The organism is Mycobacterium sp. E3247 (assembly GCF_001667785.1).
GTDB lineage: Bacteria > Actinomycetota > Actinomycetes > Mycobacteriales > Mycobacteriaceae > Mycobacterium.
This window is the reverse complement of sequence record NZ_LZJG01000102.1, coordinates 15,521-28,053: the sequence shown is the minus strand read 5'-3', so window position 1 is coordinate 28,053 and position 12,533 is coordinate 15,521. Positions and strand designations below refer to the sequence as shown.

The 12,533-nt window shown below is 70.5% G+C and carries 13 protein-coding genes; 7 read left to right on the top strand and 6 right to left on the bottom strand.

Going from position 1 to position 12,533, the window contains the following annotated elements:
- The 6 genes from A9X04_RS05390 to A9X04_RS05365 all read left to right on the top strand — a co-directional run.
- A partial coding sequence (locus tag A9X04_RS05390; RefSeq protein ID WP_067918447.1) for an ABC transporter ATP-binding protein occupies positions 1-671 on the top strand: 671 nt, incomplete at its 5' end.
- Positions 668-1,501 (top strand): NUDIX domain-containing protein, encoded by an 834-nt coding sequence (locus A9X04_RS05385; protein ID WP_156764228.1) that lies wholly within the window; start codon positions 668-670, stop codon positions 1,499-1,501. The genes A9X04_RS05390 and A9X04_RS05385, both read left to right, overlap by 4 nt.
- Positions 1,498-2,262: an enoyl-CoA hydratase gene (locus A9X04_RS05380; protein ID WP_156764227.1), complete on the top strand. Its 765-nt coding sequence runs from the start codon at positions 1,498-1,500 to the stop codon at positions 2,260-2,262. Before A9X04_RS05385 ends, A9X04_RS05380 begins: the two co-directional genes overlap by 4 nt.
- A 10-nt stretch (positions 2,263-2,272) precedes the next feature.
- On the top strand, positions 2,273-3,247 hold the full coding sequence (locus A9X04_RS05375; RefSeq protein WP_067918442.1) for a class I SAM-dependent methyltransferase: 975 nt from the start codon (positions 2,273-2,275) through the stop codon (positions 3,245-3,247).
- Positions 3,244-4,446, top strand: coding sequence for a class I SAM-dependent methyltransferase (locus A9X04_RS05370; RefSeq protein ID WP_197509056.1), 1,203 nt, complete (start codon positions 3,244-3,246; stop codon positions 4,444-4,446). The genes A9X04_RS05375 and A9X04_RS05370 overlap by 4 nt, the downstream gene beginning before the upstream one ends.
- A 70-nt stretch (positions 4,447-4,516) precedes the next feature.
- Positions 4,517-5,200 carry an esterase gene (locus A9X04_RS05365; protein ID WP_067918439.1) on the top strand — a complete coding sequence of 228 codons (684 nt, stop codon included), beginning with the start codon at positions 4,517-4,519 and terminating at the stop codon, positions 5,198-5,200.
- Between the two features lie 57 nt (positions 5,201-5,257).
- On the opposite strand, the gene A9X04_RS05360 is transcribed toward A9X04_RS05365, so the two are convergent.
- A complete protein-coding gene (locus A9X04_RS05360; protein ID WP_231980660.1) occupies positions 5,258-5,617 on the bottom strand; it encodes a hypothetical protein in 360 nt (119 codons plus the stop codon).
- Between the two features lie 14 nt (positions 5,618-5,631).
- Entirely contained in the window at positions 5,632-6,990 is a 1,359-nt protein-coding gene (locus A9X04_RS05355; RefSeq protein ID WP_067918435.1) for a PQQ-binding-like beta-propeller repeat protein, read from the bottom strand.
- A gap of 72 nt (positions 6,991-7,062) precedes the next feature.
- On the opposite strand from A9X04_RS05355, the gene A9X04_RS05350 reads away from it, so the two are divergent.
- Positions 7,063-7,800: an acyltransferase gene (locus A9X04_RS05350; protein ID WP_067918432.1), complete on the top strand. Its 738-nt coding sequence runs from the start codon at positions 7,063-7,065 to the stop codon at positions 7,798-7,800.
- Between the two features lie 60 nt (positions 7,801-7,860).
- Here A9X04_RS05350 and A9X04_RS05345 read toward each other — a convergent pair whose 3' ends face one another.
- From A9X04_RS05345 to A9X04_RS05330, 4 genes are all read right to left on the bottom strand, one after another.
- Entirely contained in the window at positions 7,861-8,412 is a 552-nt protein-coding gene (locus A9X04_RS05345; RefSeq protein ID WP_067918430.1) for a DUF4333 domain-containing protein, read from the bottom strand.
- Positions 8,413-8,542: 130 nt separating this feature from the next.
- Positions 8,543-9,871 carry a deoxyribodipyrimidine photo-lyase gene (locus A9X04_RS05340; RefSeq protein ID WP_067918428.1) on the bottom strand — a complete coding sequence of 443 codons (1,329 nt, stop codon included), beginning with the start codon at positions 9,869-9,871 and terminating at the stop codon, positions 8,543-8,545.
- 15 nt (positions 9,872-9,886) lie between these two features.
- Positions 9,887-10,366, bottom strand: coding sequence for a TspO/MBR family protein (locus tag A9X04_RS05335; protein WP_067918426.1), 480 nt, complete (start codon positions 10,364-10,366; stop codon positions 9,887-9,889).
- Complete coding sequence (locus A9X04_RS05330; RefSeq protein WP_067918424.1) at positions 10,363-12,456, bottom strand: MMPL family transporter; 2,094 nt, start codon at positions 12,454-12,456, stop codon at positions 10,363-10,365. The genes A9X04_RS05335 and A9X04_RS05330 overlap by 4 nt, the downstream gene beginning before the upstream one ends.
- Between the last annotated feature and the right edge of the window lie 77 nt (positions 12,457-12,533).

Genomic DNA, 12,533 nt, shown 5'->3' with positions numbered 1-12,533 from the left:
GGATGGCCGCGGCGGCCGAGCACCCCTCGTCGGGCGTGGCGTTCGTGCTCGGGGAGCGGCTGGGCCGGGTCGACGTCTCGGAGTTGCGCTCCCGGATCGGCTTGAGTTCGTCGGCCCTGGCGCAGCGCGTGCCCACCGACGAGGTGGTGCGCGACCTGGTCGTCTCGGCCGGCTACGCGGTGCTGGGCCGGTGGCGGGAGCGTTACGAGGACGTCGACTACCGCCGCGCCATCGACATGCTGGAGAGCCTCGGCGCCGAGCACCTCGCGGACCGTCGCTACGGAACCCTGTCGGAAGGCGAGCGCAAGCGGGTGTTGATCGCCCGCGCCCTGATGACCGATCCGGAGCTGCTGCTGCTCGACGAACCCGCCGCCGGCCTCGACCTGGGCGGCCGGGAGGAGCTGGTGGCGCGGCTGGCCGACCTCGCGGGCGACCCGGACGCCCCCGCGCTGGTGCTGGTCACCCACCACGTCGAGGAGATCCCGCCGGGCTTCAGCCACTGCATGCTGCTGTCCGAAGGAAAAGTGGTGGCCGCGGGATTGCTGACCGACGTGCTGACCGCCGAGAACCTGTCCACCGCGTTCGGGCAGGCGATCGCCCTCGACGTCGTCGACGGGCGTTATTTCGCCCGCCGCGTCCGTACCCGCGCAGCCCACCGGAGGCAACTGTGACGTCATCGACCGAACCCCCACCGCTGATCCCGCGCCCGGCGGCGACCGTGATGTTGGTTCGCGACGACCCGGGCGGGATCGCCGTCTTCCTGATGCGGCGGCACGCCAAGATGGAGTTCGCCGCGGGAACCATGGTCTTTCCCGGCGGCGGCGTGGACGACCGCGACCGCAACGCCGATATCGCGTGGGCCGGCCCGCCGCCGCAGTGGTGGGCGCAGCGGTTCGGCATCGAGCCCGACCTGGCCGAGGCGCTGGTGTGCGCCGCGGCCAGGGAGACGTTCGAGGAGTCGGGGGTGCTGTTCGCCGGGCCGGCCGGCCAGGCCGTTTCGGCACCGAACAGTATCGTCGGCGACGCCTCGGTGTACGCCGACGCCCGCCGCGCGCTCGCCGACGGCACGCTGTCGTTCGCGGACTTCCTGCGCCGCGAGAACCTGGAACTGCGCTCCGACCTGCTGCGGCCCTGGGCCAACTGGGTCACGCCGGAAGCCGAGCGCACCCGCCGCTACGACACCTACTTCTTCGTGGGGGCCTTGCCGGAGGGGCAGCGGGCCGACGGCGAGAACACCGAATCCGACCATGCCGGCTGGACGACGCCGCAGGCCGCCATCGACGACTTCTCCGCCGGGCGCTGCTTCCTGTTGCCGCCGACGTGGACCCAGCTGGATTCGCTGGCCGGGCGGACCGTCGCGGACGTGCTGGCCGTCGAGCGGCAGATCGTGACCGTGCAGCCGCACCTGGAGATCCAGGGCGACAACTGGGTGTTCGAGTTCTTCGACTCCGACCGCTACCACCGCGCACGCGAGGCCGGCGGGATGGGATGGCGGCATTGAGCGAGTTCGTCAGCACGGTGGTCAGCGACGGCTCGCAGGATGCCGGGCTGGCCATGCTGCTGCTGTCGCGCCCGCCGACCAACGCGATGACCCGCCAGGTCTACCGGGAGATCGTGGCGGCGGCCGCCGAACTCGGGGAGCGCGACGACGTGTCCGCGGTCATCCTGTTCGGTGGCCACGAGATCTTCTCGGCCGGCGACGACATGCCCGAGCTGCGGACGTTGACGGCACCGGAGGCCGAGACGGCGGCCCGGGCACGGCAACAGGCCATTGAGGCGGTGGCCGGCATCCCCAAGCCGACGGTGGCCGCGATCACCGGATACGCGCTGGGCGCCGGGCTGACGCTGGCCCTGGCCGCCGATTGGCGCGTCAGCGGTGACAACGTGAAGTTCGGCGCGACGGAGATCCTGGCGGGCCTGGTCCCCGGCGGTGACGGCATGGCCCGCCTGACCCGCGCGGCCGGGGCGAGCCGGGCGAAGGAACTGGTGTTCAGCGGCCGGTTCTTCGACGCCGAGGAGGCGCTGACGCTGGGCCTGATCGACGAGATGGTGGCCCCCGACGACGTGTACGACGCCGCCGCGGGGTGGGCGCGCCGCTTCCTCGACGGCCCGCGGCGCGCGCTGGCCGCCGCCAAGGCCGGCATCAACGACGTGTTCGACCTGGGCCCGGCCGATCGGGGCGCCGCAGAGCGGCGCCGCTACATCGACGTGTTCGCCGCTGGTCAGACCGGCGACGAGGACTCGGAATCCGGCGCCCGTTAGGCTGCCCTGCATGACGACGAGTTCGACCGATGCCGTTCCCAACCCGCATGCCACGGCCGAGCAGGTGGAGGCCGCCCGCCACGACAGCAAGCTGGCCCAGGTGCTTTACCACGACTGGGAGGCCGAGTCCTACGACGAGAAGTGGTCGATCTCCTACGACCAGCGCTGCGTGGACTACGCCAGGGACTGCTTCGACGCGATCGTCCCCGACCCGGTGCAGCGCGAGCTGCCCTACGATCGCGCCCTCGAATTGGGCTGCGGCACCGGGTTTTTCCTGCTCAACCTGATCCAGTCCGGGGTGGCCCGGCGCGGGTCGGTCACCGACCTCTCGCCCGGGATGGTCAAGGTCGCCACCCGCAACGGGCAGTCGCTGGGGCTGGACATCGACGGACGGGTCGCCGATGCCGAGGGAATCCCCTACGAGGACAACACCTTCGACCTGGTCGTCGGGCATGCCGTGCTCCACCACATCCCCGACGTCGAGCTGGCGCTGCGGGAGGTCGTCCGGGTGCTGCGGCCGGGCGGCCGGTTCGTGTTCGCCGGCGAGCCGACCACCGTCGGCGACACCTACGCCCGCACGTTGTCCACCTTGACCTGGCGCCTGGCGACCAACGTCACCAAGCTGCCCGGCCTGCACGGCTGGCGGCGGCCGCAGGCCGAGCTCGACGAATCCTCCCGCGCCGCGGCGCTGGAGGCCGTCGTCGACCTGCACACCTTCACGCCGGACGACCTGGAGCGGTTGGCCGGCAATGCCGGCGCGACCGAGGTGCAAACTGCGACCGTGGAATTCACCGCCGCGATGCTGGGCTGGCCGTTGCGCACGTTCGAATGCGCGGTGCCGCCGGGCCGATTGGGTTGGGGCTGGGCCAAGTTCGCGTTCAACAGCTGGAAGACGTTGAGCTGGCTGGACGCCAACGTCATGCGGCACGTGGCGCCAAAGGGCTGGTTCTACAACGTGATGATCACCGGGGTCAAACCCTCCTGACCGAGGGCCTCACGTTCGGCGTCGAGGACGTCCGCTATCTGCGATCGGAGTCGGGCGCCGCGGCGTTGGCCGTGGTCGCCGAACTCGAGCTGACCGACGCCAGCCGGGTCGCCGACATCGCCGCGGCGCGCGCCCGGTTCGGCGACCGGGCGCCGGTGTTGGTGGAGACGACGCTGCTGCGCCGCCGCGCCGCCGAGAAACTGTGCGGTCTGGGCGCCGAAGTGCCGGTGTCGAACTGGCTGTTCGCCGACGAGGCGCTGCAGCAGGCCACCGCGGCCCCGGTGGCCGTGCATCGGGCCACGCGGCTGGCCGAGGCGGGGGTCGTCGTGCACGACGCCACCTGTTCGATCGGCACCGAGTTGGCCGCGTTGCGCGGAGCGGGCGTCCGCGCGGTCGGCAGCGACCTCGATGCGGTGCGGCTGGCCATGGCCCGGCACAACCTGGGGGAGGCGGCCGTGCTGTGCCGCGCCGACGCGCTGGCTCCGGTGACCCGTGATGTCGCGGTCCTGGTGGACCCGGCGCGCCGACTCGGCGGGCGGCGCCGCTTCCGCATCGAGGACTACCGGCCCGGCCTGGGCGCCCTGATCGATACCTACCGGGATTGCGACCTTGTCGTAAAGTGCTCGCCCGGAATTGATTTCGACGAAGTGGGTCGGCTCGGCTTCGCCGGCGAGATCGAGGTGACGTCCTATCGCGGCTCGGTGCGCGAAGCGTGCCTGTGGTCCGCCGGACTGGCGCAGCGCGGCATCCGTCGGCGCGCCAGCATCCTGGATCGCGGCGAGCAGGTCACCGACGGCGACCCGGACGACTGCCCGGTGCGCCCGGCCGGGCGATGGCTCGTCGACCCCGACGGCGCGGTGGTCCGCGCCGGGCTGGTGCGCCACTACGGCGCGCGGCACGGGTTGTGGCAACTCGACCCCGACATCGCCTACCTGTCGGGGGATGAGCTGCCGCCGACGGTCCGGGGCTTCGAGGTGCTCGAGCGGCTGGCGTTCGATGAGCGACGGCTGCGCCGGGCGTTGTCGGCGCTCGATTGCGGGGCGCTGGAGATCCTGGTTCGCGGGGTGCGGGTGGACCCCGACGCGCTGCGCCGCCGGATGCGGCTACGCGGTGGCCGGCCCCTGACGGTGGTCATCACCCGCCTGGGGTCGCGGGCCGCAGGAGGGGCGACGGCGTTCGTTTGCCGGCCGTCGCGATAGCGCCCGGTAGGCTGGAGCGATCGCTAGTTCAGGCGCCAGCGCCGCCTAATCCCGCAAGGACATTCGAAGAATGCGTTATCTGATAGCGGCCGTGGTGCTCGCATCGGCGGCCCTGTTGGGCTGGCCGGCGGCCGCCGCCCCACCCTCGTGTGCCGGCCTGGGCGGCACCATCGAGGACGGCCAGATGTGTCGCATCCGCGCCACCGGCCCCACCTACACGCTCAACATGGCGTTCCCCGCCGACTACCCCGACGAGCAGTCGCTGACCGACTACATCACGCAAAACCGGGACGGCTTCGTCAACGTCGCGCAGAGTTCGGGGCCCCGCGATCAGCCCTACCAACTGGAGGCCACGACCGAGCAGCGCGCCTCCGGTCAGCCGCCGCACAACACCCGCAGCGTGGTGCTCAAGTTCTTTCAGGACCTCGGGGGAGCGCACCCGTCGATCTGGTACAAGGCCTTCAACTACAACCTCGGGACCAAGCAGCCCATCACCTTCGATAACCTCTTCGCGCCGGGCATCGCGCCGCTGGACAGCATCTTCCCGATCGTTCAGCGCGACCTGGCACGCCAAACCCCTTTGGGCGCAGCCATTCTGCCCTCGGCCGGGCACGACCCGACGCACTACCAGAACTTCGCCATCACCGACGACGAGCTGATCTTCTACTTCGCGCCCGGTGAGATGTTGCCGGCGTTTGCCGGACCGGTGCAGGCCGAGGTGCCCCGCAACGCCATCCCGCCGCTGGCCGTGTAGTGGCGATCGCAAGCGCGGCGTAGCCGGGCGAAGCGGGTCGCCACCATCGATCAGGGCCTAGACGGGACCGGCCTGCAGCTCCATCGCCACGGCCGCGGCCACCAGCCCGGCGTGGACCACACAACCGATGATCGGGACGAAGAAGGCCCGCCTGCGATGCGCGAGGAGATACACCGACACCGCCGCGTCGAGGAGCAGGACGGCGCCGCCGCCCCAGGTCGCCAACGTCATCGCCCGGCCGACCCAGGCGGGGTCGCCGCATCTCACCGAGCCGCACGGGTCGGTGGTCATGACGAGGAGGCCGAGCAAGCCGAACGTCGCGGCGAACAAGCACCCGTGCAGGACCAGCAGGATCAGGGTCGCGGCGAGGCCGGCCGGCCCACCTCCCTGGTCGCCGCGGTTGCCGTCGGTTGGCACCCCACGATTATGGGTCAGGCCGGCGCGAAGCCGTACACCTGGCCGTCGCTCGTCGCGGCCACCACGCGGCGATCGGCGCCCACCGAAACCCCCAGCGGGTAGCCGGTGGCCGCCGGAAGCGGGTAGCTGCCCAGCGTGTGACCGGTACCCGGATCGAAGACCAGTAGCGACAGGCCGGGAGCGCCGTTCGCGACCGGTGCGTTGATTGCCGCGTAGCCGACCCCGGTGCCGGCCAGACTCGCCGACGACAACGGGACGACGTCATCGCGGCGCCACGCCTGATCGGCGTGATCGCCCGCATCCTTGAAGGCCACCAACCGGGTGTCGGGGCCACCGCCGGACACGACGAGGCCCGCGGGCGTGACCGCGGGCGGCGTCTGTGCCAGGAACCCCAGCGGCGCCGACCACTTCACTTTGCCGTCGGCGGCATGCAGTGCCCACAGTCGTTGGTCACGGCCGTTGACGTAGACGGTCGACCCGTCCGCGGACAGCACCGGGCTGGCGATGACACCCGCGGCGACCGCGTCGCTGGTCCACTCCCGGGACACCAGCGGCGTCTGCCCGGGGTGATATTTCAGCCCGACCAGCCCCGCCGCGGGCGCGTCCGGCTGCCAGACACCCAGCACCGCCATCTGGCTGGCCGCCGAGAACGCGGGTGCGGCGGCGACCGGGCAGCCCTGCCGAGCCGGCGCGCAATCGCCCAGCCCGCGGGTCGCGTCGGTGGGATCGACACCGTCCACCAGATCCATCGGGCTGCCGACCACCGCGCCGCGGTGGGCCTCGAAGACCAGCACCTGGCCCAGATGGGTCACCACGAGCACCTGCCCGTGCCCGAGAAACCTTGGCGTGCTTGGCATTCCGATCACAGGCTGCCGCCAGCGAGTCCACTGCGTCACCGGGAACGAGAGGAACGCGCCGGGCTGGCCGACGTAGAGGTTGTCGAACCCGTCGAACAGCGGGCCCGCGAAGCCGCCACCCTGGAACAGCCGCACACACCAGCGCTGCCGGCCGTTGTCGTCGTTCTCCCATTCCATCAGCGAACATCCGGTCGGGGTCTGCGCGTTGAGGGCCAGATAACCGCGCGCACTCAGCGCCGGACCGGCCGCCAGGCTGCCCTTGACCGAGCGCGTCCACCGCAGCGACAGCTTGGTGGCGCCGGCGGTGCCGGTGTAGCCGCTGTTGGCGGCGTCGCCGTATTGCGCGGGCCAGCCGGCCGAGGGCGAGGCCTCCACCCACGAGTCGGTGTTGGCGCATCCGCCGAGTCCAACCGTGATCCCGGCCGCCAGCAGCGCGGATGACCAACGCCGAAGCCCACGCGGGACATGTCGGGCACGCACTTGGGTTCCCCAAATCCTTTCCGTGGACGTCGGCATGGGCAGCGATCGAGTACAGGTGAGGGTAACCCGTGGAGATCTGCGCGCGGCGGATCGCTAGGCTGTCCGGCCATGACGAGCATGTGGGGTGCCCCGGTCCATCGCCGCTGGCGTGGATCGAACCTGCGGGACCCACGGCAGGCCAAATTCCTCACGCTGGCCTCGCTGAAATGGGTGCTGCGCAACCGGGCCTACACGCCCTGGTACCTGGTCCGCTACTGGCGGCTGCTGAAGTTCAAGCTCGCCAACCCGCACATCATCACCCGCGGCATGGTGTTCCTGGGCAAGGACGTGGAGATCCACGCGACGCCCGAACTGGCGCAGCTCGAGATCGGCCGGTGGGTGCACATCGGCGACAAGAACACCATCCGTGCGCACGAAGGCTCGTTGCGGTTCGGCGACAAGGTGGTGCTGGGCCGCGACAACGTCATCAACGCCTACCTCGACGTCGAGCTCGGCGATTCGGTGTTGATGGCCGACTGGTGCTACGTCTGCGACTTCGACCACCGCATGGACAACATCAACCTGCCCATCAAGGACCAGGGCATCGTCAAGTCGCCGGTGCGGATCGGCCCCGACACCTGGGTCGGCGTGAAGGTGACGGTGCTGCGCGGCACGGCCGTCGGCCGGGGCTGCGTGCTGGGGTCGCACGCGGTGGTCCGCGGTGTGATCCCCGATTACTCGATCGCGGTCGGCGCGCCGGCCAAGGTGGTCAAGAACCGCCAGCTCGCGTGGGAGAGCTCGGCCGCCCAGCGGGCGGAACTCGCCGCCGCCCTGGCCGACATCGAACGCAAGAAGGCCGCCCGCTAGGTAGTACCGGGCAGATGGCGGTGACGCGCGGTGCCCGGCTTCGCCGCGCTCGCGACCCCGCTAACTCGGCGGTTCGGGGTGGTCGTCGACCTTGTAGTCGAAGTTGACGTCGCCGGCGTCGACGCTGGTAACGGTCACCGCAACACCGTACTTGTCGGTGCCGTCGACCAGTTGGCACCGTAGCGTCGCGCCCTGGGTCCCCTTCAGGTTGTCGGGGCATGTCACCGCATCCGGCTTCCTGCCCACCTGCTGGGTCAGCTTGTCGCTGATGATGCTGGCCACCTGGTTCTTGTCGACCGTCTCCACCATGTCGAATTTGACGTCGCTGCCGTTGATACTGGTCACGGTTACGTTGACGTTGAAGGTCTGGTTCTTGACCTTCATCTCGCAATTGAGTTGCGCGCCAACCTTGGCCGGCAGGTCGTTCGGGCAGTTCACCGATTCGGGCTTGTTGCCCGCGGCGTCGGTCATCTTCGAGGTGATCTGTCCGGCGACGTCGCTCTTGCTGACCGCGTGCGACGAGCCGACGGAGCACGAACAGGCGTTGACCCCGGCCAGCAACCCGGCGGCGGCGCCGGAAGCCAGCAAGGTCCGAGCGAGGATGTGTGCCATTGGTGCCTCCCGAGCGGCGTGACAACTCCTGAATCGGCTGATAATGGCATGCCCAGACAGCCCCGGGTGGGCGATTGGGCAAACATTCACGCCGGCGACAATTCGTTGCTGAGCCGGGCCGGTGCGCGGGTCAGATGCTCTGGTAGCGCCGCAACGCCTCGGCGCGCTCGGCGCCGTGATCGACGATCGGGGCGGGGTAGCCGGCCGGCCGTTCCCCCTTGCGCAGGTGCGCGTCGTCTACCGCGCGCAATTCGGGCACCCATCGCCGGATGTACGCGCCGGACGGGTCGAACTTCTCGCCCTGCGTGGTCGGATTGAACACCCGAAAGTACGGCGCGGCATCGGTGCCACAGCCCGCGCACCACTGCCACCCGTGCTGGTTGTTGGCCATGTCGCCGTCGACCAGCTGGTCCAAGAACCACTCTGCGCCCCACTGCCAGGGCAGGTGCAGGTCTTTGACCAAGAACGAGGCGACGATCATCCGCACCCGGTTGTGCATGAAGCCGGTCTCGCGCAGTTGACGCATTCCGGCGTCGACCAGTGGGTAACCGGTCTCACCGGCCTTCCACGACTCGAAACGGCGTCTCGCCTCGGGCCCGGTGTCGGTGCGGATGCCGTCGAACTGGCTGTTCCAGTTGCGCCAGGCGCTCGCCGGCCAGTGATGCAGCACGTCGGCGTAGAAGTCGCGAAACGCCAACTCGCGCAGGTATGCTTGGGCCCCGGCCTGACCTGGGGCGAGGTCGGCGACCATGGTGCGCGGATGGATGGTGCCGAACTTCAGGTGCGCCGACATCCGGCTGGTGGCGTGCAGGTCCGGCCGATTGCGTTCTTCGTCGTAGTGTTGTAACCCATTGTCCACGAACGACTTCCACTGCTTTCGGGCTGCCGCCTCGCCGGCGGCGAGGTCGAGCGGCGCACCGGGATCGGGGATCTCGGCGCGCTTGGTCCCCAGCTGCGCCGGATCCAGCCACCGTGCGGACTTCGCGTTCGACTTAGCCGGTGCGCGCCAGCCGGATTCGCGCCACTGGCGCAGAAACGGGGTGAACACCTGGTAGGGGGAGCCGTCCTTCTTGGTGACCCGGCCCGGCGAGACCAGGTACGGCGAACCCGTGGCCACCAGGGGAACCGAACCCAGCGCGGCGCGGACGCGTTCGTCACGGCGCTTTCCGTACGGCGCGAAATCCTCGGAGACGTGCACCGTCGACGCGCCGATCTCGTTCGCGATGCGCGGGATCAGCTTGTCGGGCTCGCCCCGGGTCACCAGTAGCCGTCCCTCCAGGTCGTCCCGCAGCTGTCGCAGCGAGTCGCCCAGGAACTGAAGGCGGCGCCGGCCGGCGGAGGCCTCGAGCGACGGGTCCAGCACGAAACAGGCGAGGACCTCGCCGTCGTCGGCCGCGGCATTCAGCGCGGGATGGTCGCTCAACCGCAAGTCGCGGCGAAACCACAACAGGGCCGGCATGATCCGAGGGTTTCCTCAGCGGTTGAGGCGCCAAACATGGGTGGCCAGGATGGTGGCGAAGGAGCACCAGATGGGGTAGGCCGACTGGGCCAGCGCGGCCCGCGGGTCCGCTTGCGCGGTGCGACGCGTGAGGTCGGCGCTGCTGGCCGCGAGCAAGCCGGCACCGATGGCCGAGGCGCCGAGTTTGTGGAAGCGGAAGAACAGCCAACTCCAGCCGGCGTTGAGGATCAGATTCACGCCGAGCGCGGCGGCGTAGCGGCGTGCCCGGTCGTGCTGTCCGGCCGCGCGGAAGCGGTCGATGGCCACCGCGGACGTGACCGCGATGTCGCCGTAGAGGGTGGTCCACGCCACCGGGAAGGCGGCGTTGGGCGGCTGGTACGGCGGCTTGCGCAGCCGCGCGTACCAGGCGGGAACGGCCTTGGCGCTCGCGATGCTGCCGGATCCGGCGGCGACGGCGACGGCGAGGCCGGTGGCGGCCAACGTGGACTTGTTCACGGGATGCTCCGTTCTCTTTCGGCTTGTACTGCAACACTTTCGGCTGGCCCGGGTGTGGTGGGCCACCAGATGCGGTCGCCGATGAGGGCGAACAGCGCGGGAATGACCAGTGTGCGGACCACGAAGGTGTCCAGCAGGATGCCGAGGCCGACGATGATTCCCAGCTGGGTCAGCACGATCAACGGCAACACGCCCAGCACGCAGAAGACGGCGGCCAAAACGATTCCCGCGCTGGTGATCACGCCGCCGGTGGCCGACACCGCGGCCACCATACCGGCGCGTGCGCCGCGCCGTGTTGACTCCTCGCGGGCGCGGGTGACCAGAAAGATGGTGTAGTCCACGCCGAGCGCGGCCAGGAACAGGAAGGCGAACAGCGGGGTGCTGTTGTCCAGCGCCGGGAATCCGAAGAGATGGCTGCTGGCCCAGCCGCCCATACCGAGCGCGGCCAGCGCCCCGAGAATGGTGGCCGACAGCAGCGTCGGCGGCGCAAGTGCGGAGCGCAGCAGGACGTAGAGCACCACCAGAATGACCGCGAGGATCGCCGGGATCAACAGGCGGCGATCGCGGGTGGCGGCGTCGCGGACGTCGAGAGCCTGCGCATCGGGCCCGCCCACCAGCGCCCCGGGGCTGGCGGCCTTCGTCGTATCGCGCAGTGCCGCAATGGTGTTGAACGCCCGCCCCGAGGAGGGTGGCGCGTCGATCACCACCGACCACTTCGTCAGCCCGGACGCCGAGCGCCCCGAATCGGTCGCCGACACCACGCCCGGCGTGGCCCTGATCGCCTGCGGCACCCGCGAAGCGGTGGGCGCGATGACCAGCGTGGGGTTGGTCAGGCCGGCCGGAAAGTGTGCGGCCACAATGTCATAACCGGACACCGAATCCGCGTGCACCCGGAACTGCTCGGTCTGCGACAGGCCGATCCGCGTGCCGAGCAGTCCGGTGGCCAGCGCCGCCAGGCCGGTGATCGCGACCGCCGCGACCAGCGCCGGTCGCCGGTTCACCCACTCCCCGACGCGGTGCCAGCCACCCGAATCCACGGTCGCGGCTTCGCCGGGGTGGGGGACGAAGGGCCAGAACAGTCGACGGCCGCACAAAGCGAGCAGCGGTGGCAGTATCACCAGGGCCGACACCGCGGCGACCAGCAGCCCGCACGCCGCCAGCGCGCCCAGGCTGCGCGTGCTCGGGGTCGAGGCGAACAGCAAGGTGAGCAACGCCAGCACCACGGTGGCATTGCTGGCGACGATCGCCGGACCGGCCATCCGCACCGCGCGGCGCAAGGCGTCGCGGTGCCCGGGATGGCGCCGCATTTCCTGCCGATAGCGGGAGATCAGCAGCAGCGCGTAGTTGGTGCCCGCACCGAAGACCAGCACGCTGGTGATCCCGGACGTGGCGCCGTCGAAGCTGAGCCCGGTCACCGGCGCCACGGCGGTCCCCACCGCCGCCGCGACCCGGTCGGCGAACCCGACCACCAGCAGCGGCACCAGCCATAGCATCGGTGAGCGGTAGGTCGCGATCAGCAGCAGCGCCACCACCGACGCGGTCACCGCGAGCAGGGTGATGTTGGCATTCGTGAACGCGCCGGCGATGTCCGCGCCGAACGCCGGGCCGCCGGTGACGTGGGCCTGCAGTTCCGTGGGCAGGCCGGTCGAGGCGGCCCCGCGCAGCTTCGCCACCGCGTCGGTCAGGTCGAGACCGGACAGGTCGGCGCTGACGGGCACCACCGCGATGGCGGCCTTGCCGTCGGCCGACACCTGCGCCGGCGCCGCAACGGCAGATCTGCCCTGCGACGCGGCCGCCTGCATGCGGTCGCGGGCCGCCTGGGCGGCGGCGAGGCCGGCGGGGCCGAGGGCGGCGCCGTCGGCGCGGCCGACGACCAGGATCACGGGAGTGCGGTCCCCGCCGGGAAATTGGCGGACCATGGCGTCGACACGGGCCGAATCGGAGCCTGTCGGCACCGATAGCGGCGCCTGCCCGGCCGCCGAGTTGGCGCCCACGGCCGCCATGAAGACCACGCCCAACAACAGCACCCCGAGCGCGTACAGCCACGACCGTCGTCCAGTGACTGCCGCGGCCACGCCATCCCACACCACGAATGAAGTCTTTCAGTGTGTTAAACATTAATCAACTGAAATTACGCATCGTCACGCAATAGGGCGCGGACGGTACG